This is a genomic window from Paraburkholderia sp. Ac-20336, assembly GCF_017105025.1.
Classification (GTDB): domain Bacteria; phylum Pseudomonadota; class Gammaproteobacteria; order Burkholderiales; family Burkholderiaceae; genus Paraburkholderia.
On the sequence record NZ_JAAGPS010000012.1, the window covers coordinates 1 to 26,942 of the forward strand.

Annotated in this window: 20 protein-coding genes and 1 pseudogene; 4 read left to right on the forward strand and 17 right to left on the reverse strand. The window is 64.5% G+C overall.

The genetic code is table 11. The features are described 5' to 3' along the window. From GXB81_RS06925 to GXB81_RS06940, 4 genes and pseudogenes are all read right to left on the reverse strand, one after another. Nucleotides 1-861 (reverse strand): annotated as a pseudogene (locus GXB81_RS06925) (short chain dehydrogenase); the annotation flags it as partial. 155 nt (nt 862-1,016) lie between these two features. Continuing rightward, on the reverse strand, nt 1,017-3,515 hold the full coding sequence (locus GXB81_RS06930) for an acyl-CoA dehydrogenase (RefSeq protein WP_205988715.1): 2,499 nt from the start codon (nt 3,513-3,515) through the stop codon (nt 1,017-1,019). A 459-nt stretch (nt 3,516-3,974) separates the two neighbouring features. Continuing rightward, nucleotides 3,975-4,847: a TetR/AcrR family transcriptional regulator gene (locus GXB81_RS06935; RefSeq protein WP_205988716.1), complete on the reverse strand. Its 873-nt coding sequence runs from the start codon at nt 4,845-4,847 to the stop codon at nt 3,975-3,977. A 407-nt stretch (nt 4,848-5,254) separates the two neighbouring features. After that, nucleotides 5,255-6,490 (reverse strand): MFS transporter, encoded by a 1,236-nt coding sequence (locus GXB81_RS06940; protein WP_167040105.1) that lies wholly within the window; start codon nt 6,488-6,490, stop codon nt 5,255-5,257. A 584-nt stretch (nt 6,491-7,074) separates the two neighbouring features. Here GXB81_RS06940 and GXB81_RS06945 point away from each other — a divergent pair. After that, nucleotides 7,075-8,970: an FAD-binding monooxygenase gene (locus tag GXB81_RS06945; RefSeq protein ID WP_205988717.1), complete on the forward strand. Its 1,896-nt coding sequence runs from the start codon at nt 7,075-7,077 to the stop codon at nt 8,968-8,970. Nucleotides 8,971-8,990: 20 nt separating this feature from the next. Beyond that, a complete protein-coding gene (locus GXB81_RS06950; RefSeq protein WP_167284294.1) occupies nt 8,991-9,428 on the forward strand; it encodes a MarR family transcriptional regulator in 438 nt (145 codons plus the stop codon). Nucleotides 9,429-9,455: 27 nt separating this feature from the next. On the opposite strand, the gene GXB81_RS06955 is transcribed toward GXB81_RS06950, so the two are convergent. The 7 genes from GXB81_RS06955 to GXB81_RS06985 form a co-directional block, all read right to left on the reverse strand. Then, entirely contained in the window at nt 9,456-9,965 is a 510-nt protein-coding gene (locus GXB81_RS06955; protein ID WP_167040099.1) for a MaoC/PaaZ C-terminal domain-containing protein, read from the reverse strand. Between the two features lie 86 nt (nt 9,966-10,051). Then, on the reverse strand, nt 10,052-10,930 hold the full coding sequence (locus GXB81_RS06960) for a sugar phosphate isomerase/epimerase family protein (RefSeq protein WP_167284293.1): 879 nt from the start codon (nt 10,928-10,930) through the stop codon (nt 10,052-10,054). A 37-nt stretch (nt 10,931-10,967) separates the two neighbouring features. Next, nucleotides 10,968-12,131 carry a dihydrodipicolinate synthase family protein gene (locus GXB81_RS06965; protein WP_205988718.1) on the reverse strand — a complete coding sequence of 388 codons (1,164 nt, stop codon included), beginning with the start codon at nt 12,129-12,131 and terminating at the stop codon, nt 10,968-10,970. Nucleotides 12,132-12,171: 40 nt separating this feature from the next. Further along, complete coding sequence (locus GXB81_RS06970) at nt 12,172-13,029, reverse strand: shikimate dehydrogenase (RefSeq protein WP_346777786.1); 858 nt, start codon at nt 13,027-13,029, stop codon at nt 12,172-12,174. Next, nucleotides 13,026-14,630: a CoA-transferase gene (locus tag GXB81_RS06975; protein ID WP_205988719.1), complete on the reverse strand. Its 1,605-nt coding sequence runs from the start codon at nt 14,628-14,630 to the stop codon at nt 13,026-13,028. Before GXB81_RS06975 ends, GXB81_RS06970 begins: the two co-directional genes overlap by 4 nt. A 216-nt stretch (nt 14,631-14,846) precedes the next feature. Further along, nucleotides 14,847-16,190 carry an MFS transporter gene (locus GXB81_RS06980; RefSeq protein ID WP_205988720.1) on the reverse strand — a complete coding sequence of 448 codons (1,344 nt, stop codon included), beginning with the start codon at nt 16,188-16,190 and terminating at the stop codon, nt 14,847-14,849. Between the two features lie 74 nt (nt 16,191-16,264). Then, on the reverse strand, nt 16,265-16,987 hold the full coding sequence (locus GXB81_RS06985; RefSeq protein WP_346777787.1) for an enoyl-CoA hydratase/isomerase family protein: 723 nt from the start codon (nt 16,985-16,987) through the stop codon (nt 16,265-16,267). A gap of 473 nt (nt 16,988-17,460) precedes the next feature. On the opposite strand from GXB81_RS06985, the gene GXB81_RS06990 reads away from it, so the two are divergent. Then, nucleotides 17,461-18,063 carry a TetR/AcrR family transcriptional regulator gene (locus GXB81_RS06990; RefSeq protein ID WP_167040087.1) on the forward strand — a complete coding sequence of 201 codons (603 nt, stop codon included), beginning with the start codon at nt 17,461-17,463 and terminating at the stop codon, nt 18,061-18,063. Between the two features lie 156 nt (nt 18,064-18,219). Here the strand turns inward: GXB81_RS06990 and GXB81_RS06995 are convergent, their stop codons facing one another. From GXB81_RS06995 to glcD, 4 genes are read right to left on the reverse strand one after another with little or no spacing between them, the layout of a single operon-like run. Next, nucleotides 18,220-18,621, reverse strand: coding sequence for a heme-binding protein (locus tag GXB81_RS06995; RefSeq protein WP_205988721.1), 402 nt, complete (start codon nt 18,619-18,621; stop codon nt 18,220-18,222). An 18-nt stretch (nt 18,622-18,639) separates the two neighbouring features. Next, nucleotides 18,640-19,857, reverse strand: coding sequence for a glycolate oxidase subunit GlcF (glcF, locus tag GXB81_RS07000; RefSeq protein ID WP_205988722.1), 1,218 nt, complete (start codon nt 19,855-19,857; stop codon nt 18,640-18,642). Nucleotides 19,858-19,868: 11 nt separating this feature from the next. Beyond that, the gene (gene glcE / locus GXB81_RS07005) at nt 19,869-20,984 is read right to left on the reverse strand and encodes a glycolate oxidase subunit GlcE (protein WP_205988723.1); all 1,116 of its coding nucleotides are present in this window, start codon (nt 20,982-20,984) and stop codon (nt 19,869-19,871) included. Then, nucleotides 20,984-22,480 carry a glycolate oxidase subunit GlcD gene (gene glcD / locus GXB81_RS07010; protein WP_205988724.1) on the reverse strand — a complete coding sequence of 499 codons (1,497 nt, stop codon included), beginning with the start codon at nt 22,478-22,480 and terminating at the stop codon, nt 20,984-20,986. The genes glcE and glcD overlap by 1 nt, the downstream gene beginning before the upstream one ends. Before the next feature lie 229 nt (nt 22,481-22,709). On the opposite strand from glcD, the gene glcC reads away from it, so the two are divergent. Beyond that, nucleotides 22,710-23,495: a transcriptional regulator GlcC gene (gene glcC, locus GXB81_RS07015; RefSeq protein ID WP_167040077.1), complete on the forward strand. Its 786-nt coding sequence runs from the start codon at nt 22,710-22,712 to the stop codon at nt 23,493-23,495. Nucleotides 23,496-23,519: 24 nt separating this feature from the next. Here the strand turns inward: glcC and GXB81_RS07020 are convergent, their stop codons facing one another. Further along, nucleotides 23,520-24,143, reverse strand: a complete 624-nt coding sequence (locus GXB81_RS07020) for an NAD(P)H-dependent oxidoreductase (protein WP_167040075.1) — start codon at nt 24,141-24,143, stop codon at nt 23,520-23,522. Between the two features lie 61 nt (nt 24,144-24,204). Further along, complete coding sequence (aceE, locus tag GXB81_RS07025) at nt 24,205-26,889, reverse strand: pyruvate dehydrogenase (acetyl-transferring), homodimeric type (RefSeq protein WP_205988725.1); 2,685 nt, start codon at nt 26,887-26,889, stop codon at nt 24,205-24,207. Between the last annotated feature and the right edge of the window lie 53 nt (nt 26,890-26,942).

Sequence of the window (26,942 nt, forward strand, 5' to 3'; positions counted from 1 at the left end):
TGCCGCGCCGATGCCGCGTGCGGCGCCGGTGACGAGCGCGCGGCGGCCGGCGAGCGGTTGCCGCCAGTCGAAGGCGGCGGACGTCGTGGGGTTGGCGTCGTGGGGGCTGCCTGCGTGGGCTGTATTAGCTGCGTTGGTTGCGTGGGTTACTTCGAGCGAGTTGCCCGAATCGTGCAGGCCGCCCATGCTGTTCACGCCGGTTTGGCCGCTGGTATCGCTCGCCTCGATGCGCACGACCTGGCCCGATACATACGCCGAGCGTGGCGACAGAAAGAAGCGCAGCGTCGCGTCGATACCGTTTTCCACGCCTTGCGCGACATACACGAGATTCGCGGTGATGCCGCGCCGCGCTTCCTTGCCGAGCGAGCGCGTCAGGCCTTCGAGCGCGCGCTGCGCGGTCCATTGACGCGGACTCGCGCAGGCTTCGGGCGGCCGGCCCAGCACGACGATGCGTCCGCATTTGCCGAGCGAGCGCAGCGTGTCGTGAAAGAAGCGGTGCAGCGGTTCGAGCTGGCTGCTGTCCTCGATGCCGCTCGCGTCGAACAGCAGCGCGGCGAGCTTGCCTGCCGAGCCCGCTTCGGCCGGCTCGAAGCGCCCGGTCATCAGGCCGTGGCGGTTGGCGAGCGGCACCCAGAGCCCGGCGCTTGCGTGCGCGACGCTCGTCATGCCGATGCTCGCGACGAGCCTCGCGAGCGCATCGAACAGGTGCGGCTCGCGGCCCGCGCCGATCGCAATCAGGCCGTCGAACTCGGGCCGGTCCGCGCGATAGCGCCGCAGCACCTCGGGCTTCGGCAAACCGAGCGAACGCGCGAGGCGCGCGCCGAACGGCGAGTTGACGAACTTCAGGTAGGAGTCGTTCATGTCGTAGCTTGCTCCGCTGGACGCGCCCCGGGAAACCCCGTGGCGGGGACGCCGGACGTGTGCCAGTTTGCCTTGAGTTGGGGGCGCCGGGGGCGCTTTGCCGTGATGCGGCGCGGATTTTTTTGCGCGTTCGCGTGCCGGTTGGGCTGCGCCACTCAAGCCGCCACCTCCAACGCCTGCTCGAGCGCTTCCTTGCGCTTTTGCAGACTCGCGAGCATATCGAAGTCGGCGGGAAAATCGTCGACCTTCACGACGTGCGCGCCATAGCGCGCGTAGTCGTCGAGCACGCGGCGCTCGTCGGCGTCGATCAGGCCTTGCCGCTCTGCCGTGTCGGTCCATGCGCCGAGTTGCGCGAGACTTTGCGGCATCGGTTCGAGCGAGCCCTGTTTGACCGCCTCGCGCAGCTTCTGGTCGATCTGCGTGAAGCGCGGATTCAGCGCGAACACGAGTTCGCCATAGCCGAGCGCATCGACGTCCGGGTGCGGCACGTACGAACCGGCGACGAGCCGCTCGCGCGCGGCGCCCGGCGTCTGCATCAGCTCGGCGATCTCGCTGCCGAGCCGGTCCGACGGCTCGCGGTGCGGCAGGCCGAACGGGAACGCGAGCCTGCGCACGAGCGTCGCGGCGAGGCGGTTCGGATAGTTCGCGAGCACGCCGTCGAGCGCATGCTGGGCCTGGTACAGCGCGTCCTCGACGCCCCAGCGCACGAGCGGCAGGTCATCGGGCTGGCGGCCTTCGTCCTCGAAGCGCTTTAACGTTGCCGAGATCAGGTAGAGCTGCGAGAGCACATCGCCGAGGCGCCCCGAGATGCGCTCGCGGCGTTTCAGGTCGCCGCCGAGCACGAACATCGACACGTCGGCGAGCAGCGCGAACACCGTCGCGAGACGTGTCGCCGCGCGGTAATACGCGTGCAGCGGCGCATAGGCGGCGCGCGGCTTGCCGATCAGCGCGCCGCCCGTGAGCCCATCCACGAGACTGCGCACGAGGTTCGACAGCATGAAGCTCAGGTGACCGAAGAATGCGGCATCGAAATCGCGCAGCGCCTTCGCGTGATCGGGCTCGCGCGTCGCGTTCATTTCCTTGAGCACGTACGGATGGCAGCGGATCGCGCCCTGGCCGAAGATGATCAGGCAGCGCGTCAGAATGTTGGCGCCTTCGACCGTGATCGCGATCGGCACCTGCTGATAGGCGCGCGCGAGAAAGTTCGACGGCCCCATGCAGATGCCCTTGCCGGCGGCCACGTCCATGCCGTCGTTGATGACCTTGCGGGCACGCTCGGTGATGTGATACTTGGCGATCGCGGAAATGACCGAAGGCTTCTCGCCGAGATCGACCGCATGCGCGGACAGGCGGCGCGCGGCATCCATCACGTAGAGGTTGCCGCCCATGCGGCCGAGCGCTTCCTGCACGCCCTCGAACTTGCCGACGGCGGTGCGGAACTGGCGGCGAATCGCGGCATACGCGCCGGTGCCACGCACGGCGATCTTCGCCATCCCGACATTCGACGACGGCAGCGAGATCGCGCGGCCCGCCGCGAGGCACTCCATCAGCATGCGCCAGCCGTTGCCGACCTGGGCGCGTCCGCCGATCACCCAGTCGAGCGGAATGAACACGTCCTTGCCCGAGTTCGGACCGTTCTGGAACACCGCGTTCAACGGCCAGTGCCGCCGGCCGATTTCGACGCCGGGGTGGTCGGTCGGAATCAGCGCGCAGGTGATGCCGGGCTCGTCGTCAGCGCCGAGCAGATGGTCGGGGTCGAGCGCGCGGAACGCAAGGCCGAGCACGGTCGCGATCGGCCCGAGCGTGATGTAGCGCTTGTCCCACGTGACGCGAAAGCCGAGCGTCTCGCGGTCCTCGTGCAGGCCCTTGCAGACGATGCCGACATCGGGAATCGCGGCCGCGTCGGAACCGGCGTAGGGGCTCGTCAGCGCGAAGCAGGGGATGTCCTCGCCGCGCGCGAGACGCGGCAGATAGTGGTTCTTCTGCGCCTCGGTGCCGTAGTGCATCAGCAGTTCGGCGGGGCCGAGCGAGTTCGGCACCATCACCGAGACGGCCGCGGCCGAGCAGCGCGTCGCGAGCTTCATGATGACCTGCGAATGCGCGTACGCGGAGAACTGCTTGCCGCCGTACTGCTTCGGAATGATCATGCCGAGAAAGCCGTGCTGTTTCACGAACTGCCACGCTTGCGGCGAGAGGTCCTGCCACACCATCGTGGTGTCCCAGTCGTTCGCGAGATCGCAGAGCTGCTCGCATTCGACGTCGAGAAACGCCTGCTCCTCGGGCGTCAGCGTCGCCGGACCGTAGCCGAGCAGCGTGTCCCAGTGCGGGCGCCCGGAGAACAGTTCGGCATCCCACCAGACCGTGCCGGCTTCGATCGCGTCGCGCTCGGTCGGCGACATCTGCTGCAGGATCTTGCGGAACGCGTCGAGTACCGGTTTCGCGATCCATGCGCGGCGCAGCGGCCTGAACGTCAGCACGAAGGCGGGGAGCACGCACACGATCGCGAGGAACGTCGTGAGCGCCGGACCCGCCGCGCCGCCCAGATGCGCGGCCGCGACCCAGACGATCATGGCCGCGAGCCACCAGGAGGCGCGTGCCCGAACGTAGACGAGCGCGAGCGCAACGATGGCGAGCGCAAGGATGAACCACGGCATGACGTTTTCTCCTGGGTTTTGACAGCGCGAGCGAACGCCTCCACGTGGCGCGGACGGTTCGCGTTCCATTGTTCTTTCTGATGACGATGCAAGCGGCGCCACCTGCGAAGCGCGCCTCTGATGCGGCGCTGGGTTCGCGGCGCTGTCGCTGTTCTCGCGCCGATGCCGATGTTCCTATCGGCTCGACAGCGCGGTGCGGCTCAGCGGCGCAACGTAGAGGTACGGCCCGGATAGGCGAGGTTTTCGGGTTTCATGGCTCGTGTGCGGTACGGGTTGCGTGCTGTCCGAGGGCTGCCTGCCTGCTTGTTTGTTGCCTGGCGCCTGTCCGTTGCCGGTTTGTTACTTGTACGTTGCTTCTTCGTTGCCTGCCGTCGGCCCGATGTTTCGGGCTGCTTGCCATATTCTGCAGGCTTCCCGCTGGGGACGGCCTATGCGGGCGCCGTCCCGGGCGAGGCATGCTCAAGCCGTGCCGTGCAACACGTGCTCGAACGATGCGGACGCTGCTTCGATGCCACCGCCGCCGCGGCGTTCGCCACCGTCCGTATCGCTATAAGCGGGTTGTGCCGATGCGGCGCTTTCGCGCGACGCGGACGGCGCCATCTCACGGCTGGCCGCTTCCTGAGCGCCATCGGTTGCATCGCCGAGCACCGCGGCGAACGTCGCCAGCTGCGAGCTGTCCGGCAGCGGCGCCTTGAGCGCGGCGACCATTAGCGAGGCAAGGCGTGCGATCAACTGCAGATCGTTCATCGACTTGCCCTGCGAGAACTCGGAAATCAGGCTGTCGGTATCGGTGCCGGCGAGCACGCCCGATAGCGCGCCGATCGCGAAGTGCAGCCGCCAGCCGAGTTCCTCGCGCGGCAGATGCGGCAGCGCGCGCTGGAACGCATCGAAAAAGCGCACTGCCACCGGCTCGTAATGCTGGTTCAGAAAATCGCGGATGAACGACGACGGATCGGTATAGGCGCGGCCGAGCAGGCGCAGGAACGCTTTGCCGCCGATGCGCGGATCGCGCGAGAGCCGCAGCGCCGGAATGAACATCGCGCCGAGCACGTGCTCGCAGGTCAGCCGCGCGCCGAGCATGGCGTCGAAGCGGTCGAGCAGCTTGAGCCGCTCCTGGTTGAGCTGATCGAGACGGCGCGACAGCATCGAGTGGATCAGCGACTCCTTGGTGCCGAAGTGATAGTTGACCGCCGCGAGATTGACTTCGGCGCGCGAAGTGATCTGCCGCAGCGACATCGCCTCGTAGCCGCATTCGATGAAGAGCGTCTCCGCGGCGTCGAGAATGCGTGACTTGGTATCGCCGGCATGCCGGCCTGTTGTGCGAACTGCCATGTTGCGTCTCCCAGTTGCCGGGGCTGCCGGCTCGCAAACAAGCGATTCAAATCGCCATTTGAAACAATCGTTTTTTTCAGGATAAAGAAGGATGACGGCTGCGATCAAGGGGTCCCGTTCGACTAACTCCTCTAGAAGACCTGACGAGGGTCGCCTTTCCTGTGCGCGGTGCGTCAGATCGCGCGGAAAATAAAAAGGCCGTTCCGACGAAATCGGAACGGCCTCGTATTGCTCTGCGATGTATCTGGCCCCGCGCCTCGATCCTGATAACCCGAGGCGCCTGACGCGCGTTGGCGTCGTGGCGGTTCGAACCGCCTTTGCAGCTATTGTGCCCTATAACGCGCCGGCGCAGTAGCTGTTTAGTTCGAACGCTTGAAGCATTTGAAGCGGTCGGCGGGCGAGCCGGCCTACACGGCGCCTCCCGTGGCAGGCGCGCCGACTTCGCGCGCGGACTGCGTCATGTCGATGCCGCGCCGCTCGCGGCTGAACGGAATCAGCACGCAGATTACGACTGCGACGATGCCGATCACGACCGCCATCACGAGCGCGTAGTTGTTGCCGTGAATCTCCGCGATCTTCGATTGCAGCGGACCGTTGACCGACGAGATCAGGTTGCCGAGCTGATACATGAGGCCGGGGAAGGTCGCGCGAATCTCATCGGGCGAGATTTCGTTCAGGTGCACCGGGATCACGCCCCATGCGCCTTGCACCGAGATCTGCATCAGGAACGCGCCGAGCGCGAGCAGCATCGGCGTGCTCGAGAAGGCCCACAGCGGCAGCACCGGCAAGGCGATCAGCGAGGCGATGAAGATCGCGCGCTTGCGGCCGATCTTCTCCGATATCCAGCCGAAGAACAGCCCGCCGCAGATCGCGCCGATGTTCAGCGTGATCGTGATCCACGACACCGTATGCGCGTCGAACTGGTGCTGCACGCGCAGGAAGGTCGGATAAAGATCCTGCGAGCCGTGCGAGAAGAAGTTGAACGCGGTCATCAGGATGATCGCGTAGATCGACAGGCCGACGTTCTGCTTGAGCGTTGCGACGAGGCCGGGGCGCGCCTTCTTTTCGAGCGTCTTGAAGGCGGGCGACTCCGGCACGTGCGCGCGGACGTAGAGCACGAGCAGTGCGGGCAGCACGCCGACGAAGAACATGCCGCGCCAGCCGATGTATTGATAGAACACGCCGAACACGATCGAGGCGAGCAGATAGCCGCTCGGGTAGCCGGCCTGCAACAGGCCCGAGACGATGCCGCGCGATTTCGGCGGCACGGTTTCCATCGTCAGCGCACCGCCGACGCCCCATTCGCCGCCCATCGCGATACCGAACAGCGCGCGCAGCACGAGCAGCGTCATCAGGTTCGGCGAGAGGCCGGACAGCAACTCCAGCAGCGAGAAGCACGCGATGTTGACCATCAGCGTGGGACGGCGGCCGTATTTGTCGGCGAGCCAGCCGAAAATCAATGCGCCGAGCGGACGCATCATCAGGGTCAGCATGATGGCAAACGCGACCGATGGAATATCGGTGCTGAATTCCTGCGCGATATCTTTCAGCACGAACACCATCAGAAAGAAATCGAATGCGTCCAATGTCCAGCCCAGATAGGCGGCAATCGTGACGTTTCTCTGTTCCCGAGTCCAGCTCATTGATTGTTCTCCTCTTTTCTGTCTTCAGAAACCCGCCTTTGACGACGGGTGCTTCAGTACTCGTTGCGCCTTGCTGCAAGCGCTTGCGGCGAGTGTACGCCGAGCGTTAAGCGCTTGCATGATTCAAGCCCCTTTTATCCGTGTTAATCCGGAGAGCAAATTTCATGCTGAATCTGCAATGCATGCTTTATGTTGGTTAATCGTAATTATCGTATTGAAGATGTTATAAATATTGTTTGTTATTTGTAATGTCAATCGGGTGCCTATTAGGCTTCAGGCAGAGCCATGAAACAGGGGGGTGACAGGCTTGCTTCACTCGAAGTCATATAGCCCGACATGCGCGAGCGTGCCGATAGACCGGCATGCAAAGACACGAGGCGTGATGGCCCGATTGCCGGCCATCGCGACAAAAACCGTCGCGCGGCAAAGCGGGACTTGCGGAGCGAAAGCCGCACATCAGGCCGGTTCCGATGCCAGATTCCAGGGTAAACATCAGTGAGTGCATGAAGTGCTTGGAAAATAGTTGGTGTACGGAGTATATTCGTCTTCACAGTGCCACCCACACGGAATGGAGGAAGACAGTCATGCAATTTCATCTCAACGGTTTTCGCGTCGGCGACCCGACCATCGAACCCGCCGCGCAAGGCGCGCCTCGCGCCGGCATGCCCGAGACGGTCGACGTGCTGATCGTCGGCAGCGGTCCCGCGGGGCTCGTGCTGGCGGCGCAACTGTCGCAGTTCCCGTCGATCAGCACACGCATCGTCGAGCGTCGCGGCGAAGCGTTGCAGATGGGGCAGGCGGACGGCATCGCTTGCCGTACCGTCGAAATGTTCGAGGCATTCGGGCTCAGCGATCGCCTGTTGCGCGAAGCCTACTGGGTCAACGAAACGGTGTTCTGGCGTCCGGACGTGAATGATCGGAACGCGATCAGGCGTACCGGTCGTGTTCAGGATACCGAAACAGGTCTGTCGGAATTCCCGCACGTGATCGTCAATCAGGCTCGCGTGATGGACTATCTGCTCGATTCGATGCGCCGTTCCGCGCAGCGGCTCGAGCCGGACTACGGTCTCGAAGTCGTCGACGTGCAACGCGACGATGCGCACGACTATCCGGTGCGCGTGACGTTGCGCCATACCGATGCGGCGCAAGGCGACGCGACGATAACGGTGCGCGCGCGCTATGTGGTGGGTTGCGACGGCGCTCGCAGCCGCGTGCGCACGGCCATCGGACAAACGCTGCGCGGCGACGCGGCCAATCATGCCTGGGGCGTGATGGACGCGCTCGCCGTGACCGACTTCCCGGACATTCGCCTGAAAGCCGCGATCCAGTCCGCCGGCAAGGGCAATCTGCTGCTCATTCCGCGCGAAGGCGGGTATCTGATCCGCTTCTACGTCGATCTCGGCGAAGTCACGCCGGAGAATCGCGACAGCATCAAGCAGGCCAACGTCGAGCGCATCATCGAGACGGCCCGGCAAATCCTGCATCCGTATTCGCTCGACGTGAAGGAGGTCGCATGGTTCTCGGTGTACGAGGTGGGGCAGCGCCTGACGGACCGCTTCGACGATGCACTCACTAGCGAAGGCACAGCGCGCGAGCCGCGCGTGTTCATCGCCGGCGATGCCTGCCACACGCATAGCGCGAAGGCCGGGCAGGGCATGAACGTGTCGATGCAGGACGGCTTCAACCTGGGCTGGAAACTCGCGGCGGTGCTGGAAGGTCGCAGCGGCGTCGAGCTGTTGCGCACGTATTCCGACGAGCGTCAGCCGATCGCGCAGGAGCTGATCGATTTCGACAAGGAATGGTCGGCGATGATGGCCGCGCCGCCGAAAGATCCCAACCGGCCCGAAGCCGGCGGCGTCGATCCCGCGGAATTGCAGGCGTATTTCGTGCGCGCCGGCCGCTATACGGCGGGTGTCGCGACCCGTTACCGACCGGCCATGCTGACCGGCGAGGCAACGCATCAGGCGCTCGCGAAGGGCTTTTCGATCGGCACGCGCTTTCACTCGTCGCCGGTCGTGCGGCTCGCCGATGCGAAGCCCGTCCATCTTGGCCACGCGGCGCGCGCGGACGGCCGCTGGCGCCTGTATGCGTTCGCAGATGCGAATCGCAGCGTGCTGCACACGCTGTGCGAGCATCTCGCCACGTCACCCGATTCGGTGCTGCGGCTCGCCACGCCGGAAGGGGCCGACGTGGACAGCGTGTTCGATCTGCGCGCGGTGCTGCAGCAACCGCATCGCGACGTTCGTCTCGAAGACCTGCCGGCGTTGCTATTGCCGCGCAAGGGACGCTATGGTCTCGTCGACTATGAGAAGGCATTTACGAGCGATGCGGCAACTGATATCTTCGACGAACGCGGTATCGATCGCGAACGGGGCGCGCTCGTCGTGGTCCGTCCGGATCAATACGTCGCCCATGTGCTTCCTCTGAATGCCTATGCGGAACTGAACGCCTTCTTCGGGCCGATTTTCCGCCTGCGCTAAACCACGCCGATACTGCCAAATTGCCGACCCAACACGACCCCGACGCGCTCTCGAAGTTTACGGGCAGCCTCGTCCGCCGCGCCCAGCAACGCCATGCGGCGGTATGGCTCAGCGAAGTTTCCACCGAGATCACGAGCGTCCAGTACGCGGCGCTCGAAATCCTGCGGCACACGCCCGGCGTCAATCAACGGCAACTCGGCGAAGGGCTCGACGTGGATCGCTCGACGATTGCCGATCTCGTGGCGCGCATGGTGCGCAATGGGCTCGTCAAGCGATCCGACGATCCCGCCGACAAGCGCAGTTATCTGCTATCGCTGACCGCGGCCGGCAATAAGCAGCTTGCGGCCTTGCGGCCGCGTGTCGAGGAACTCGAGCGTGTGTTGACCGCAAGGCTGACGCAACGGGAGTGCGAGGAGTTGCGGCGGCTGTTGTCGGCGTTGTTGCCGCCGAAGGGGTAGGGGCGGGCCGAGGCCAATGTCCCTTGCCTACCGGTCAAAAGCAGGCTCCTGCTTCATCATCAGCAGCGTCTCGCCGTCCTGCACCGTCTCGCCGCGCTGGTTGAGCACCTTCAGATACAACGTCGCAATGGAGCGATCGTCGCGTCGGGTCGGACGCAGAGCTTTTACTTCGACTTCCACGTGAATGCGATCGCCTATCAGCAGCGGCGCGCGAAACGCCCAGTTCCAGCCGAGCGTTGCGATGCCCATCAGCCGCACGGGGCAACGTGTCTTCAGGCCATCGGCCAACGACAGGCCGAGCAGTCCATGCGCGATCCGGCCGGAAAAGCCGGCTTCCTGTGCCGCGACATCGTCGAGATGGATGTCGTAGAGGTCGCCCGACACGCCCGCGAAGTTGACGACGTGCGTTTCCGTGACCGTGATGCCCGACGTCAGGAAATGATCGCCAATCCGGATGTCTTGCGCGGCGTAGGTGCCGGGTTGCAGTCGCCGCCCTTCACGAGCCGGCGTTGTTGTTTCATGGGTTTCCGTAACCATATCGTCTCTCCTTGTTGTGTTCCTTCATCGCCGCGCGGCACTCCGCCGGCGAAGTGTGGATGGGTAACAGCAAGCGTCGGCAAACATCAGCACACCGATTGCAGCCGTTGTGCGCAGGTCGAGAGCACGCTGTCCGGTTCGACCGTCCACCAGCGATCGCGCGAAAAAATCTCCACTTCCACCATGCCGTCGTAGCCGGCTTCCTCGATCTGCCGACGAAAACCCGCCAGATCGACGACACCGTCGCCCATCATGCCGCGGTCCATCAGCATGTCCCGCGTATCGGCGAGCCAGTCGCAGACGTGATACCCGAGTATCCGCCGCGCGCGTCCGGCCGCCGCGATCGATTCGGACAGCAGTGGGTCCCACCAGCAGTGGTAGACATCGATGGCGACGCCGAGTAGCGCCGGATCGTCGGGCACGATGGACTCGCACAGAGCGAGCGCCTGCGCGATCGTGTTGACCACCGAGCGGTCCGCCGCATACATCGGATGCAAAGGCTCGATGGCGAGCGGCACGCGCAGCTTGCGTGCCTCGTCGTACAGTTCCGCGATGCCGTCTGCGACCTGCTGGCGCGCTCCCGCAAGATCGCGCGGTGCCGTGCCGGCGCTATTCGCCGGTCCTGTTCCATTCACGCCGCCCACGACCATCACGAAGCATCGTGCGTCGAGTTCCGCCGCATCGTGCAACGCGCGCCGGTTGCTTTCGATAGCCGCGCGGCGCTCCGCCGGCGTGGCGCCTGTCAGATAGGCCGAGCGGCAATAGCCGCTCACACTCAGTTGCAAGGCGCGAAGCTGGCGCGCGACGGCCGGGGCGCCGGCCGCTTCGACTTCCTGCCGCCACGGCGCTACGCCACCGAAGCCCGCGCGGGCGATCCGGTCCAGCGTGAGCGCGATCGGCTCGCGATGCCCGAGCGTCGCGGTATTGATGGAACAACGGTGTAGCTGGTTGTTCAGCGATTCCATGCGTCGTTTCTCCCTGGTTGCCGCTTCAGTGGCCACATCAATTGCCGCAGCCCAGCGTTTCCATGACGCGCCGCATGCGCTCGACGGCCAGCTCCGGATCGCGCAGCAGATTCGCGGTGTCCGCGAGACGGAACACGTCCGCGAGATAGCGCGGCGGACGTGCGCCGTGATGGCCGCCGAGCATGAAGAAATGCGGCTGGAAGCCGTTCAGGTAGGCGAGGAAGACGACGCCGGTCTTGTAGTATTGAGTCGGCCTCCTGAAGATGTGACGCGATAGGGCGACGGTGGGGGCGAGCAGGCTGTCGTAACAGGCCACGTCGCCTGCGGCCAGCGCGGCGAGTGCCTGCGACGCGGCGGGTGCGATCGCATCGAAGATGCCGAGCAGCGCATGCGAGAAGCCCTGTTCGTCGCCCTTGATCAGCGCCGGATAGTTGAAGTCGTCGCCGGTGTACATCCTGACGCCGTCGGGCAGCCGGCGGCGGAACGCAATTTCCTTGCTGTCGTCGAGCAGCGAAATTTTGATGCCGTCTATCTTGTGCGCGTTCTGCGCGATGATGCCAAGGCATACGTCGGCGGCTTCGTCGAGATCGTCGCTGCCCCAGTAGCCCTTCAGTTCCGGATCGAACATGTCGCCGAGCCAGTGCAGTATCACCGGCTGGTCGCACATGGCCAGCACTTCGCGATAGACCCGCGCGTAATCGTCGCGGTGCCGCGCAACGCGGGCGAGCGCGCGGCTCGCCATCAGGATCACCCGGCTGCCGGTGCGCTGGATTGCATCGAGCTGCATGGCATAGGCGCGAATCACGTCGTCGCACGACGTCGCAAGATGCGCGGGCAGATGGTCCGTGCCGCAGCCTGACGCGATGAGTGCGCCCGGCAGGTCGCGGGTTTCGTTCATCGTGCGCTCGACCAGTTCGAGCGCCGTTTCCCACGTAAGGCCCATGCCGCGCTGGGCCGTATCCATCGCCTCGGCAATGCCGAGTCCCTGGCCGATCAGATAGCGGCGATATTCGATCGTGCGTGTCCAGTCGATCGCGCACGGCTGGTTCAGCTCGCCACTTCGAAGCGGATCGGCGACGACGTGCGCGGCGGAATAGGCAATCCGGCTGAACGGCGCCGTCGCGGGTTTGACCGCTAGCGGCTGGCCCTGGAGCGTATAGGGTTCGAGCTCGCCTGAGGAGGTGGGAAGAACGATGTGCATGATGATTGTGAATGGTTTGGGCAGGCGTAAGCGGCGGGCTTTACGCGGGTGTGTCGGAGAAACACGGAAATGAAGCGGGCACGTCGATGCCGAAGAACGTGGCGAATGCGGCCAGTTGTCCCTCGATCATCGGACGCCCGTTGGTCGCTCGACAGCCGCATTGTTGCGCGTGCGCGAGCAACGGCGTCACGGCGGGCGTCATGATGATGTCCACGACCTGCAGCGACGCAGGGAACGCGCCGAATGACGCGGGCATGCCGTCGCCGGGCCGCATGCCCACGGGCGAGCAGTTGATCAGCAGATCGATGCCCGATACGTCGGCCGGATCGATATCGACGCTGACCTGACACGCGGGGTGGAAGCGGTTCAGGCGGCCGGCGAGTTCATCGGGCAACGCGCGGTTGGGATCGCTCAGCGCGAGGCTCGCGACACCGGCACCGGCAAGGGCGAACGCGACGGCCGCCCCCGAGCCGCCCGCACCGAGCTGCTTGACGCGCTTGCCGCGCAGCGCAAAACCGATCCGCTCGAGTCCAATGACGAGCCCCGTGCCGTCGAACATATCGCCGAACCAGCTACCGTCCGGCTGCCGCCGCATCACGTTGATCGCACCGACCTGCGCCGCCGTTGCCGATACCGCATCGACCAGCGCCATCGCGCTGACTTTGTGCGGCACGGTCACGACGAGGCCATCGAGATTGGCCAGCGATTTCAGACCGGCCACGACCTGCGCGAACGATGCAACCGGTGCTTCGAACGGCAGACAGACGGCGTTGATGCCGCCCGCGGCGAAAAGCGCGTTCATGATCTGTGGCGTCTTCACCTGGGTGACCGGGCTGCCGAGAATGCCGAACAGACGCGTCGAGCCGTCGATGCGCGATGCCTGCGTCGCGCCGCTCACAAGCGGTTCTTCCGGCGCGCGGCGAGGCGCGGATGTTCCGGCCACGCCTGTTCCGACATCGCGGCGTCGAGTCCCATCGGCTCCGGGCGGAACAGACGCTCGTCCATCAGCTTGAGGTCCGGCGAAATGGCGGGGCGGAATGCCATGTGCGTGAGGACGTCACGCTCCAGATCGATACCCGGCGCGATCTCGATGAGTTCCAGGCCGCCGTCGATAGTACGGAACACGGCGCGTTCGGTGACGAACAGTGTCGTCTGATTGCGCTCGCGGGCGAACGGTCCGTTATACGACACCTGCTGCAGCTTCGGCACGAACTTGCGGTGCGCGCCTTCGCGCGGGATGCGCAGCTTGCCGTCTTCGCAGGCCACCTGGAGACCGCCGGCTGTGAACGTGCCGCCGAACACCATCTTGCGTGCGTTCTGGCTGATGTTGATGAAGCCGCCCACGCCGATCAGCTTGTTCGCGAACCGGCTGATGTTGACGCTGCCCTGCGAGTCGATTTCGACTGCCGAAAGAAAGGCGATGTCGATTCCGCCGCCGTCGTAGAAGTCGAACTGGTACGGCATGTCGATGATCGCACTGTAGTTGCGCGCGGCGCCCGCATCGAGGCCGGCCGCCGGCGCACCGCCGATCAGCCCCTGTTCGTTGGTCAGCACGATGTGATGCAGCACGTCTTCCTCGGCCGCGACGAGTCCGATGCCGGTGCAGACGCCGGAGCCCACGTTGCATACCGCGCCGACGCGCAGTTCCATCGCCAGCCGGCGCGCGATGATCTTGCGTTCGTCGAGCGGCAAACGTGGAAAACCGCCGAGCGGAATGCGCATCTCGCCCGAGAACGCCGGATCGTAGGCCGTCTGATACGTGACCGGCTGATCGGCCTCGACCACGACCACATCGACGAGCATGCCGGGGATCTTCACCGTCTTGGCCGGCAGGGTGCCGCGTTTCGCGAGCCGCTTGACCTGCACGATCACAAGCCCGCCGTTGCGCTTCGTGGCCTGTGCCATCGACAGCATGTCGCCGAAAATCGCTTCCTGCTCCATCGAAATGTTGCCGTCTTCGTCGGCGGTCGTGCCGCGCAGAAAGGCCACGTCGATGTCGAACGGTTTATAGAAAAGCCATTCGCGTCCCTCGATCTCGATCAGGCTGACGAGCGTATCGTCGCTGGCGGCACCTTGCCGGCCGCCGTCGTTGCGCGGGTCCACGAACGTGTGCAGACCGACGTGGCTGATCAGGCCCGGACGGCCCGCGGCGATTTCGCGTGTCAGTTGCGAGAGCGCGCCTTGCGGCAAGGTCCACGCCTCGATCTCCTGGTTCAGCGCCATCTGCGCAAGCGGCGGTGAATCGACGAGCGTGCCGCAGACGACGCGCTTGAGCAGCCCGGCATGCGCGAGTCGCGAAGCGCCCCGTTCGCCGCGGTCGCCGAGTCCGACCGGGTGTACCGAGGTGAGCCGGCGCGGCTCGCCTTGCGCGAGAAAGCGCCGCTCCAGCGCCTCGATCAGCGCTTCGGGCACGGCATGGCCGCTGCCCGATCCGCCGATCATCAGGGTATCGCCATCTTTCAGCATGCCGGCTGCTTCGTCGGCGCTCAGAATCTGCATGTCTTCTACTCCGTAGGGTCGCGTTCTGGTCACGCAGGGCGCCGCGCGCCGTGCCTCGTATCGAGCCGCAGCGCCTCGCAGGAAGCGCTGCCGGGACCGCAAAAACTTACTTTGGTAAGGGCCGTTCAAAATGGCGCCCGCGCCGGGCAGCGACAACTGCCCTGGATCGGACGTCGCGCCGGGAACCGCGTGGCCGCATGTTCGCGGCGCAACGGATCAGGCCGTCGAGCCCGACTCCCGGAGCACCTGCTGTTCATCCTGATGACGCGACAGACGCTTGCCCCACAGCGCGGCGATCAGCGTGAGCAGACAGAAAACGGCGAGGAACAGCATCACGCCGGTCGGCTTGCCGTTCGCGTACGCAACGAGCGCCGTGGCGATGAACGGCGTCGGGCCGCCAATGATTGCGCCCGACAGCTCGCGGCACATTGCGATGCCGGAGAAGCGGTATCGCGTCGGGAACAGGTTCGACAGGAAGGAGCCCTGCGCGCCGCAGGTGCAGCCCCAACTGATGCCGTAGACCGCGCTCATCGCGATGGTCGCGAGCACGACGTCCTTCGAGTCGATCATGTGGAAGAGCGGCCAAACGAGGCTCAGCGCGATCAGTGCGCCGGCCGCGAACACGTTGCCGCTGCCGTAGCGGTCGGCCAGCATGCCGCCCACCGGCGCGCACAGCAGCGAAAAAGCCAGCGCGATGATCAGGGCGATGAGACTGTCGGACTTCGCCATCCCGAGCGTGTTGGTCATGTAGCTCAGGGCAAACGTGTTCAGCACATAGCTGAGCGCCTGATGGCCGCCCATCGCGAGGAAGCCGCACAGAACCTCGCGCCGGCTATTGCGGAAGAGTTCGGCCACGGGCACTTTCTCCTTCCTCGCGCGTTCACTGGCCTTTTCCATCGCCGCGATATATTCGGGCGTTTCGTCGAGCTTCGAGCGGATATAGATCGCCACTCCGAACAGCACCAGCGAAATCAGGAACGGCACGCGCCATGCCCACGAATACAGGATGCTCTCGGGCACCGATGAAATCACGAGGAACGTCGTGATCGCTATCAGCACGCCGAAGTTCGTGGCGGCATTGGGAATCGAGGTAAAGAACGCGCGCCGTGACGGCGGCGTGTACTCCGCGATCAACGTGATCGCGCCGGCCAGTTCCGCGCCCGCGCCGAAGCCCTGCATCAACCGCAGCAGCACCAGCAGGGCCGGGGCGAGCATGCCCACCTGCTGATAGGTCGGCAGCAGGCCGAGGCCCACGGTCGCCGCGCCCATGATCGTCACGCAGAACACGAGTGCCGGTTTGCGCCCGTACTTGTCGCCGATATGCGAGATCACGATGCCGCCGACAGGGCGGATCACGAAGCCCACGGCAAACGTAGCGAAGGCCGCGAGCACGCCGGCCAGTTGCGACAGTTGCGGAAAGAAAAGCTTGTTGATGATGAGCCCCGACGCCGCGGCGTAGAGGCCGTAGTCATACCACTCGATGATGGTGCCGAGCGTCGACGCGAATACCGCACGTCGGATGTTTTTGCGGCTAACCTGCTGCGCATGTGCATGCTGCATAGCGCTGTCTCCGTTTCTCTTGTCAATGATGTTCCGCGGCGCACCGAGAGGCGGCGCGGCGCACTGTTTGCCCGCTAGGAACGCTTCGGCCGCTCGCCGAACGCGTTGGCTCCTTCTTCGTAGTTGCCCGAGGCGAAGCACAGCGACGTCAACTCGTTCTCGTAGCGGATGCCCTGATCGACGGACATCGACAGCGCCGCGCGCACGGCCGCCTTGACCGACTGCGTCGCAATCGGGCTGAATTCGGCCATCTTTCGGCACAGCGCCATCGCGGTATCGACCACGGCCGTGTCTTCGACCACGATCTCCACCAGACCGATGCTGTGCGCCTCGTGTGCGTCGATCGAGTCGCCGGTGAGCAGCAGCCGCATGGCCTGGCCGTAGCCAACCAGACGCGGCAGCATTTGCGATGCACCGCCGCCGCCGACCCAGCCGCGCAAGACTTCCGGCGCGCCGAACTTCGCGCTTTGTCCCGCCACGCGGATGTCGGCGCCCAGCATCATTTCGAGTCCGCCGCCCAGCACCCATCCCTTGAGCGCCGCGACGACCGGCTTGGTGAATTCGCGAATGACCATCGCGTAGTCCGTGCGCCGGCGGAATTCCCACGCAGTCCGATACGTCTTCAACGTATGGAGATCGCTGCCGGCACTGAAGGCGCGTTCGCCTTCGCCGCGCAACAGCACGACGCGTACGTCGTTATCCCGCTCCAGTTCCTCCCTGATTCCAACCAGCGTTTGCGTCATTTCCGGCGTCATCGCATTCATTTTTTCCGGCCGATTGATGACGATTTCGGCCACGGCTCCGTGGCGCCTGAGTAGAACGTGCTCCTGCATTGTGTCTCCTGATTCTGCTGCTGCATGCAGCGCGGTTTCCCTCGATCGCGACCCATATACTTACTTACTAGTAAGTATTTTTTCGTGAAGATACCAGCTTTGTTTGAGACAGGCAACGGGGATTTTTGCTAGCGTCATGGCTAGCGCCTGGCGCCGTCCGCAATGGGTCTGCGACGGGTGACGGGAAGTGGGGGAAGTGTTTTGCCGGCCGGCTGGCCGGGCTCGGGGATGGACTGCTTCGCTGCTGGGGCGCGGGGGAGTCGTGTAGAATCGGCGCCATCAATCGTGCCGGACCGTTGTGCGCCGGCTGCCCGCAATTACACGAGTCACGCCTGCTGCTGTGTTCCGCATGAGGCCGCTCTCATCACACCGTTTTTCGCCGAGGTGAGACGTTGAGTCAGAACGACAAGACAACTTCCGGGCCCAAAAAGCCTTCGATGTACGACAGCATTAAAGAACTGGCAAAGAAGCTGCTCATTGCACACGGTTATCACAAGACCACGTTCGGCGTGATCGCCAAACAGTTAGGTATCACGACGACCAATATCCACTATCACTTCGGCAACAAGAACAGTCTCGTTGAAGAAGTCGTCAAGGATTATGTCGACGCGGCAATCCACGGGCAAAAGAGCATCTGGCTCGATGAAACGAAGTCGCTACAGGAAAAGGTGCAGGGAGAGATCGCCTATAACCGCAATCTGTACAGGAAATACAACCCGGGCGGAAAGACCCATCATCCCTGGAGTCTGATCGGACGTCTACGGCTCGAAAGCGATGTGCTCAGCGGCGAAGCGCGCGCGACCCTCGTCAGGTTCACGACCGAAATTCACGGCGCAATCGAGACAGCGGTCGGATTCGCGATCCGCAGCGGTGAGTTGAAACGCGATACGCCGAAGGAGGACCTGATTCTTCTATTGACTCATCTTGCCGACAGCCTTTCGGTATTCGCACAGGACGCGGGGGGATTCGAACGGGTCGAGCAATTCATGAATGCGTTTTCGCGCGTCGTGTTGACGAAATACACGCGCAATTCAGGCTGAGAGGACGGAGGTCCTGATTGAGGTACTTCTAATGCGTGCCGAGTCGTCCGGCACGCGGTGCTGCGGTCAGTCCGCGATGGATTGGCCGCAGCTATGCAACGTCGCGCGATCTTCGATGAACCCGACGTCGTGGACATCGGGAACACACTGACTCCCTCACGCCAGCGCCTGCGCTCCCGCTTTCGCGACCTGCGCATCTTCACCCGGCTTCACGCCGGACACACCGACGGCGCCCACCACCTGCCCATCGACGGTAAGCGGAACACCGCCTTCCAGCGTCGCGACGAGCGGTGCGCTCACGAAAGCGGTGCGGCCGCCATTGATCATTTCTTCGTAGAGGCGCGACTCGCGACGTCCCAGGGCCGAGGTGCGCGCCTTGCCGATCGCCATCTCGGCGCCGATCGGCGCGCAGTTATCCAGACGCAGCAGGCCGAGCAGATGGCCGCCGTCGTCGACCACCGCGATGGCGACGGGCCAGTGGTTTTTTTCCGCCTCGGCGCGAGCGGCGTCGAGAATGCGCGTGGTTTCCGCGAGGGTGAGTACAGATTTGGTTTGCATGTCGGTCGATTCCCGGAGTTATTGAAGCGCGTCTTCGATAAGTTCGATCCAGTGCTGCACGCGCGTGCGATTGGCACCGGCGAGGTGAGTCTGACAGCCGATGTTGGCCGTCGCAATGAGGTCGGGCTGACCGCTTTCGAGCGCGTCGAGCTTGCGCTCGCGCAGCGTTGCCGCCAGTTCCGGCTGCGTGATCGAATAGGTGCCCGCCGAGCCGCAGCATAGATGCGCGTCGGGAACGTCGGTCAGGTCGTAGCCGAGCCGCGTCAGGATCGCCTCGACCGCACCGCCGAGCTTCTGCGCATGCTGCAGCGTACACGGGCAATGAAAGGCGATGCGCTTGCGCTCGCCTGTCTGCAATGCGTCGAGCGGTTCGCCGCCGAGCACTTCGACGAGATCGCGGGCCAGCTCGCTCGTCCGCGCGGCCTTGGTCGCGTAGCGCGGATCGTCGCGCAGTAAATGTCCGTACTCCTTGACGAATGCACCGCAGCCGCTCGCGGTCAGCACGATCGCTTCGGCGCCCGCCTCGATGGCCGGCCACCATGCGTCGATATTGCGGCGTGCGCGTGCGAGGCCCGCATCCTGCGCGTTCAGGTGGTAGTCGGTCGCGCCGCAACAGCCGGCCTGTGGCGCCGCGATCACGCTGATGCCGAGCCGGTCGAGCACGCGTGCCGTCGCGGCGTTCGTGTTCGGCGACAAGGCGGGCTGCACGCAGCCTTCGAGTATCAGCATGCGACGGCTGTGTCTTGCCGGCGGGCGCGGCTTGGCCGCGACCTTGTCGACGGGGATTTTCTGCCGCAGCGATGTGGGCAGGAAGGGCCGCGCGAGACGGCCCGCTGTCAGCAGCGTCTTGAACACCATCGGGCGCGGGATAACCTGTCGCAGCCCTTCGCGCAGCATGCGCTCGCCGGTCGGCCGCGCGACCCGCCGCTCGAGTTCGGCGCGGCCGATGTCGAGCAGCGCGTGATAGGTGACGCCGGAAGGGCAGGTCGTTTCGCAATTGCGGCAGCTCAGGCAGCGGTCGAGATGCTGCTGGGTTTTCGCGCCGACGTCCTCGCCTTCGAGCAGTTGCTTGATCAGATAGATGCGGCCGCGCGGGCCGTCGAGCTCGTTGCCGAGCACCTGATAGGTCGGGCAGGTCGCGTTGCAGAAGCCGCAATGGACGCAACTGCGCAGGATCGATTCCGCTTCGTCGGCGCGCGCGAGAGTTCGGGCCTGTTCGCTGAGGTTGGTTTGCATGGTGTCTCGCGTCAGAAGTCGGCGTACAGGCGGCCGGGGTTGAACAGGCCATGCGGATCGAGCCGGGCCTTCAGCGCGCGATGCAGGCGCAGCAGCGGTGCGGAGAGCGGCATGAACGGGCTTGCCGCGCCGCGCGGGTCCGGCGTTGCGTCCGCGCTGTAGCGAGTCGCGTGACCGCCGGCGGCCGCGGCGATCGCCTGTATCGACGAAACGTCGGCATGGCTCTTGAGCCAGCGCTGCGCGCCGCCCCAGTCGAGCATGACGTCACCGGGCAGTGCCATGAGCGGCGCGGCGACCGGCAGCGACAGACGCCAGAGCGGACGCGGATCGGCGAAGAAAGGCAGGCGATGTTCGCGCAGGTCGGTCCAGAACGCCATGTCGAGGTCCGCGCCGCCGATGTGGCCGATGGCCGATTCCACGGAGCCTTCGCCGCCTTCGAGCCGCACGTGCAACAGGCCATCCTCGTAACAGGCGCCGGTGACGGGAAGTGCGCCGCGGCGCCAGTTCGTCAGCGCCGTCATGGCTTTGTCGGCGCTCATCTCAAGGACGACGCTGCGCGTCGCGCGCGGTTTGGGCAGTACCTTTAGCGACACCTCGGTCATCACGCCGAGGCATCCGTAGCTGCCGGCCGCGAGCCGCGCCATGTCGTAACCGGCGACGTTCTTCATCACTTCGCCGCCGAAGCGCAGATGCTTCGCCTCGCCGGTGATCAGGCGGCAACCGAGCACGAAGTCGCGCACGGAGCCTGCCCACGGCCGGCGCGGTCCCGACAGCCCGCTCGCGACCGCGCCGCCGAGCGTCGCGCGGCCGTCGAATTCGGGCGGCTCGCAGGGCAGCATCTGACCGGCGGCATCGAGTGCGGCCGAGAGCGCCGCGACGGAGGTGCCGCAACGCGCCGTGATAACGAGTTCGGTCGGCTCGTAGCGGACGATGCCGCTGTGGCTGCGCGTGTCGAGTTCGCGCGCGCCGTTGGGTGCGCCGTCGGGTGCACCATCAGGCACGCCGCGGCCGAGAAACGCCTTGGTGTTGCCGCCGCGCACGCTCAGCGGCGTCTGCGTCGAGATGGCGCGAGCGACCTCGTCGACGAGACGCTGGCTGTCGTCCAGCGGGATCGGATCGTCTCGCATCAGAATCGCTCCAGTTCAGGAAACGGCAGGGCGCCGTGGTGAACGTGCATCGCGCCGAATTCGGCGCAGCGGTGCAGGGTCGGAATGTTCTTGCCGGGATTGAGCAGACCTTGCGGATCGAACGCGGCTTTCAGGGCATGAAACAAGGTCAATTCATCGGCATTGAACTGCGCGCACATCTGATTGATCTTCTCGCGGCCCACGCCATGTTCCCCTGTGATGCTGCCGCCGACCTTCACGCACAGCTCCAGGATCGCGCCGCCGAGCGCTTCGGCGCGCTCGGTCTCGCCCGCGTTCGCATCGAACAGGATCAGCGGATGCAGATTGCCGTCGCCCGCGTGGAAAACGTTGGCGACGCGCAGCCCGTATTGCTGCGACAGACGCTCGATGCCGGCCAGCACGCCCGGCAGTTCGCGGCGTGGGATCGTGCCGTCCATGCAGTAGTAGTCGGGCGAGATGCGGCCGACCGCCGGGAACGCGTTCTTGCGGCCAGCCCAGAATTTCTGGCGCTCGGCTTCGTCGCGGGCGAGCCGCACGTCGGTGGCGCCGGCGGCGCGCAGCAGCGCTTCCACCCGCTCGCAATCCTCGTGGACGTCGCTTTCGGCGCCGTCCACCTCGCACAGCAGGATGGCTGCCGCATCCACGGGATAGCCCGCGTGGATAAAGTCTTCGGCGGCGCGAATGGCAAGGTTGTCCATCATCTCCAGGCCGCCCGGAATGATCCCCGCGCCGATGATCTCGGCCACCGCCGAGCCGGCCCGCTCGACGTCGTCGAAGCTCGCGAGCAGCACGCGGGCGCTCTGCGGTTTGGTGAGCAGCTTCACCGTGACTTCGACGACGATGCCGAGCATGCCTTCCGAACCGGTGAAGAGCGCGAGCAGATCGAAGCCGGGCGAATCGAGCGCGTCCGATCCGAGCGTGACGCGTTCGCCCTCGATGGTGAGGACTTCGAGCTTGAGGATGTTGTGGACCGTCAGGCCGTATTTGAGGCAGTGCACGCCGCCGGCGTTCTCGGCGACGTTGCCGCCGATCGAGCAGGCGATCTGCGACGAAGGATCGGGGGCATAGTAGAGCCCGTACTGCGCGGCGGCCTGCGAGATCGCGAGATTGCGCACGCCCGGCTGAACGCGCGCGATGCCGGCCTCGGGATCGATCGCGACGATGCGGTTCATGCGCGCCATCACGAGCAGAATGCCTTTTTCGAGCGGCAGCGCGCCGCCCGACAGACCGGTGCCGGCGCCGCGCGCCACCACGGGAATGCGCGCCTCGTGCGCATAGCGCAGCAGCGTTTCGATCTGCTCGACGGTTTCGGGCAGCGCGACGAGTAGCGGGGTCGTGCGATAGGCCGAGAGCCCGTCGCATTCGAACGGACGCAGCTCCTCGGCTTCGTGCAGGATCGTCAGGCCAGGCACGCGCGCGCGCAGTTCCGCGACGACGGCGGCACGGTCGTGCGTGACGAGCGGGCCGTCGATCGCTTCGTCATAGCGATAGCTCATGAATGTCTCCTCGCCCTCGCGCGACGGATCGGGACGACCGGCCGGCAGGCGTTGCAGGCGGAATTGTTGCCGCGCCGCCGGCGTCTGTCGATAAGCTGGTCGAGTGGTCGTACCAGTTTTTTATCGGGCTTCATGGAGCAATTTCTGGCCTAGCCTTAATATCGTGCGATATCCTGCTGGATGACGATTTGATTCATGCCCTTGCCTTAACTGGTCGTACCACTTGAAAATGCACGATACGAATACCCGCGAGAACGCCGATGTCGCCCCCGCCCGCCAGGTCGCGGACGTCGTGGCGGAACGCATCGAACGGCTGATCGTCGACGGCGTGCTCAAAGCGGGGCAGTCGCTGCCCTCGGAGCGGCGGCTTGTCGAGAAGCTCGGCGTGTCGCGCACGGCGCTGCGCGAAGGGCTCAAGCTGCTGCGCGCGCGCGGCATCATCGAGACCTCGCATGGGCGCGGGTCGTATGTCGCCAGTCTGACCGGGCACACGGAGACCTCGCCGCTCATGCACCTGCTCGGCTCGCAGCCGCGCACGCTCTACGACCTGTTCGAGGTGCGCGGCATGCTGGAAGCGGAATCGGCGCGGCTGGCGGCACTGCGCGGCACGCCGGCTGACCATGTGCTGATTACGCGGCGCTATCAGGAGATGATCGAGGCGCAGGAGACCGAGGCCGATCCGTCGGTCCACGCGCGCCTCGATCACGCGTTTCATCTGGCGATTTGCGAGGCTTCGCACAATCCGGTGCTGGTCCACACCCTGCAATCATTGACCGATCTGCTGCTCAGTTCCGTGTTCGCGTCGGTCAACAACCTTTACCACCGCGAACAGCACAAACGGGTGATCGATCGTCAGCATGCGCGGCTTTACAACGCGGTGGTCGGCAAGCTGCCCGAGCAGGCGCGCAAGGCTGCCGCCGATCATATCGACAGGGTCTGTGCGAGCCTGCGTGAAATCGAGCAGGAAGAACAGAGGCTGGTGCGGGCGACGTTGCGGCTCGAAGGGTGGAGTTGAGCGTCCGCTTATGCCTGGAGATACCTAGAAATCCGCCGCCATGGCGAGCGCCCGGGCTTTTCCCTGCTCGATCGCCTGCCGAGGGTCGGCATGCCAGGTGTGCTCCACCATGAGGCTTTTAACGTCGGCCACGCCAATGAACTTGAGCCAGAAGTCGAGATAGTCGGCCTGATGTTCAAACCCGGGATGGCCGCTGCCGGCACTTGCCTCGCGGCTCTGTCCACGCACATGAATGACGAGGGCGCGCGGAATCTTCAGCATCGGACCGTATGCGCTCCCATTGAAGGTGAACAGCATATTGCGCTGGCTGACGAGATCGATCAGTTGTTTCAGCTTGTACGGGTAGCCGAAATTCCACATCGGCACGCCGAGAACGATCCGGTCAGCTTCCTGGAAACGCTTGACGAGCGACTGTATGCGATTCCAGATCGACGATTCGACGCTGTTCAAGGGTTCTTTCGATACCCCTTTATATTTCGCGCCAATGCCCTCGCTGTCGAAGTCGGGCAGGTCTTCTTCCCAGACGTTCAACGTGTCGACCTCGATCGACGTGCAATGCTGGCGATACGCGTCGAGAAACGCATTCGCGATGGTGATCGAGGCTGACGCGTCGCCACGAGGAGAACACACGATATTCAATAGACGCATGATGCCAGGTCCAGATGGGATTGCGATTAGTCAGGTATCCGGTGAATGCCGCCGCCGGTACTCAAACCGTGGCCGGGTCCATCTTGTCGATATCGATACCGTAGCGCGCAATCGCCTCGCTGACTGTCCGGCGCGCAATGGTGCCTTCGTCCGCGAGCGCTTTCAGTGCTGTGAGCACGATGAAATGCCGGTCCACTTCGAAAAACGTGCGTAGCGACTCCCGTGTATCGGAGCGGCCGAATCCATCGGTGCCGAGCGCGATGAAGCGGCGATCGTCGACGAACGGGCGGATCTGGTCGCCGACGATCTTCATGTAGTCGGTCGCCACGACGACCGGACCCGGCCGGCCCTGCAGGCATTGCTGAACGTACGGAATGCGCGGCTCGTCCTGTGGATGCAGGATGTTCCAGCGCTCGGCGGCGAGACCGTCGCGGCGCAGTTCGGTCAGGCTCGTGGCACTCCAGATGTCGCTGGAAACCGCGAAGTCCTGCTTCAGCAATTCACCCGCGGCGATCACTTCGCGCAGAATGGCGCCGCTGCCCATCAGTTGTACATGAGGACGCTGCGCATCGTCGCGAGCTTCGTCCGGTGCCACACCGGGCAGCCTGTATAGCCCCTTGAGAATGCCGGCCTCGGCATCGGGCGGCAGCGCCGGGTGAGGGTAGTTCTCGTTGAGCAGCGTGATGTAGTAGTACACGTCTTCCTGTTGCGCGTACATCCGGCGCAAGCCGTCCTGAACGATGACGGCCAGTTCATACGAAAAGGTCGGATCGTACGAGACGCAATTGGGAATGACCGATGACAGCACGTGACTGTGACCGTCGTCGTGTTGCAGGCCTTCGCCCATCAGCGTGGTGCGCCCGGAAGTCGCGCCGAGCAGGAACCCGCGCGTGCGTGCGTCGCCTGCCGCCCAGGCGAGATCGCCAATGCGCTGCAAGCCGAACATCGAATAGAAAATATAGAACGGGATCGTCGGCAACGCATGATTGGCATAGGCGGTGCCGGCGGCGATCCACGACGCGAACGCACCGGATTCGTTGATCCCTTCCTGCAGAATCTGGCCGTCCTTCGCTTCCTTGTAGTAACTCAGCTGGCCTGCGTCCTGCGGCGTATAGAGTTGCCCGACCGGCGAATGAATGCCGATCTGACGGAATAGCCCTTCCATGCCGAAGGTGCGCGATTCGTCCGGCACGATCGGCACGACCAGCTTGCCCAGGTTCGGGTCCTTCAGCAGCGTACTCAGAATGCGCACGAAAACCATCGTGGTGGACGCACCCCGTTCGCCGCTGTCCTTCAGCTGCGCGGCGAATGCCTCGAGCGGCGGAATCGGCAATGGCGGAACATCGGCGAAGCGGGCCGGAACGTGACCGCCGAGCCGCGTGCGGCACGCCGCGAAATAGCGTGCTTCGTCGCTATTCGGCTCGGGCTTCAGATAGGGCATCTCGTCGAGCTGTGCGTCGCTGACCGGCAGATCGAAGCGATCGCGAAAAGCGCGTACCGCATCGGCGCTCATTTTCTTCAATTGATGGTTGATGTTCTGGCCTTCGCCGGCTTCGCCCATGCCGAAACCTTTGACCGTCTTGGCGAGAACGACGGTTGGCCGGTCCTCGGTGCGCATGGCCTGCGCATACGCCGCGTGAACCTTTTCCGGATCATGACCGCCGCGCGCCAGTTTCCAGATTTCGTCGTCGGACAGATCGGCCACCAGTTCGAGCAGTTCGGGATACTTACCGAAGAAATGCTCGCGCACATAAGCGCCGTTCTGCGACTTGAAGGTTTGATAGTCGCCGTCCACGCATTCCATCATGCGCCGGCGCAGCAGGCCGGTGTGATCGCGTTGCAGCAGCGCGTCCCATCCGCTTCCCCAGATGACCTTGATGACGTTCCAGCCGGCCGCGCGGAAGGTGCCTTCCAGTTCCTGAATGACCTTGCTGTTGCCGCGTACCGGGCCGTCCAGCCGTTGCAGGTTGCAGTTGACCACGAAGATCAGATTGTCGAGCCGCTCGCGGCCGCCGAGCGAAATCGCCGCGAGCGATTCCGGCTGGTCCATTTCGCCATCGCCGAGAAAGGCCCACACTTTACGGCCCTGATGTTCCTTGAGCCCACGGTATTCGAGGTAGCGCATGAAGCGCGCCTGATAGGCCGCCGTGAGAGGCCCGAGCCCCATGGACACCGTGGGGAATTGCCAGAAATCCGGCATCAGGCGTGGATGCGGATAAGAGGAGAGGCCATTGCGGCCCGCTTCGCGGCGGAAGTTGTCCAGTTGCGCTTCCGTTATGCGGCCTTCGAGGTAGGCGCGGCCATAGATGCCCGGTGCGGAATGCCCCTGAATATAGACCAGGTCTCCGGCGAAGTTCCCGGTGCGGCCGCGAAAGAAATGGTCGAACCCGACGTCGTAGAGCACCGCGGCGGACGCGTACGTCGCGATATGGCCGCCTACATTCGAATGCTTGCCTGCGCGCAAAACCATGACCATCGCATTCCAGCGGATATAGGCATTCAGGCGGCGTTCGAGTCTCAGGTCGCCGGGGTAGGCGGGTTGCCGTTCGAGTCCGATCGTGTTGACGTAGGCGCTCGTCACGCGGCCATGCATATCGCCATGTCGGGCGGCATCCCGGTCGACCAGTCGATCGATCAGGTAATGCGCGCGTGGACGTCCTTCCACGGCCACGACCGCTTCCATCGCTTCCAGCCATTCTCGTGTTTCCTGCGGATCGACATCGACGGATTCAAAGACGGAATTCATTGGCACATCTCCAGAATGAGTGGCGGGTGCATCGCTTGCACGAACCGCGGCAA

Excerpts from the sequence above, each read along its gene's own strand:
- GXB81_RS06965 (WP_205988718.1), bottom strand. The coding sequence starts at position 12,131 with ATGCACATCGTTCTTCCCACCTCCTCAGGCGAGCTCGAACCCTATACG.
- GXB81_RS06980 (WP_205988720.1), bottom strand. The coding sequence starts at position 16,190 with ATGCAGCATGCACATGCGCAGCAGGTTAGCCGCAAAAACATCCGACGT.
- GXB81_RS06975 (WP_205988719.1), bottom strand. The coding sequence starts at position 14,630 with ATGCAGATTCTGAGCGCCGACGAAGCAGCCGGCATGCTGAAAGATGGC.
- glcC (WP_167040077.1), top strand. The coding sequence starts at position 22,710 with ATGCACGATACGAATACCCGCGAGAACGCCGATGTCGCCCCCGCCCGC.
- GXB81_RS06995 (WP_205988721.1), bottom strand. The coding sequence starts at position 18,621 with ATGCAAACCAAATCTGTACTCACCCTCGCGGAAACCACGCGCATTCTC.
- GXB81_RS06940 (WP_167040105.1), bottom strand. The coding sequence starts at position 6,490 with ATGAGCTGGACTCGGGAACAGAGAAACGTCACGATTGCCGCCTATCTG.
- aceE (WP_205988725.1), bottom strand. The coding sequence starts at position 26,889 with ATGAATTCCGTCTTTGAATCCGTCGATGTCGATCCGCAGGAAACACGA.
- glcD (WP_205988724.1), bottom strand. The coding sequence starts at position 22,480 with ATGAGCTATCGCTATGACGAAGCGATCGACGGCCCGCTCGTCACGCAC.
- GXB81_RS06955 (WP_167040099.1), bottom strand. The coding sequence starts at position 9,965 with ATGGTTACGGAAACCCATGAAACAACAACGCCGGCTCGTGAAGGGCGG.
- GXB81_RS06990 (WP_167040087.1), top strand. The coding sequence starts at position 17,461 with ATGTACGACAGCATTAAAGAACTGGCAAAGAAGCTGCTCATTGCACAC.
- GXB81_RS06930 (WP_205988715.1), bottom strand. The coding sequence starts at position 3,515 with ATGCCGTGGTTCATCCTTGCGCTCGCCATCGTTGCGCTCGCGCTCGTC.
- glcF (WP_205988722.1), bottom strand. The coding sequence starts at position 19,857 with ATGCAAACCAACCTCAGCGAACAGGCCCGAACTCTCGCGCGCGCCGAC.
- GXB81_RS06935 (WP_205988716.1), bottom strand. The coding sequence starts at position 4,847 with ATGGCAGTTCGCACAACAGGCCGGCATGCCGGCGATACCAAGTCACGC.
- GXB81_RS06960 (WP_167284293.1), bottom strand. The coding sequence starts at position 10,930 with ATGGAATCGCTGAACAACCAGCTACACCGTTGTTCCATCAATACCGCG.
- glcE (WP_205988723.1), bottom strand. The coding sequence starts at position 20,984 with ATGCGAGACGATCCGATCCCGCTGGACGACAGCCAGCGTCTCGTCGAC.
- GXB81_RS06945 (WP_205988717.1), top strand. The coding sequence starts at position 7,075 with ATGCAATTTCATCTCAACGGTTTTCGCGTCGGCGACCCGACCATCGAA.
- GXB81_RS07020 (WP_167040075.1), bottom strand. The coding sequence starts at position 24,143 with ATGCGTCTATTGAATATCGTGTGTTCTCCTCGTGGCGACGCGTCAGCC.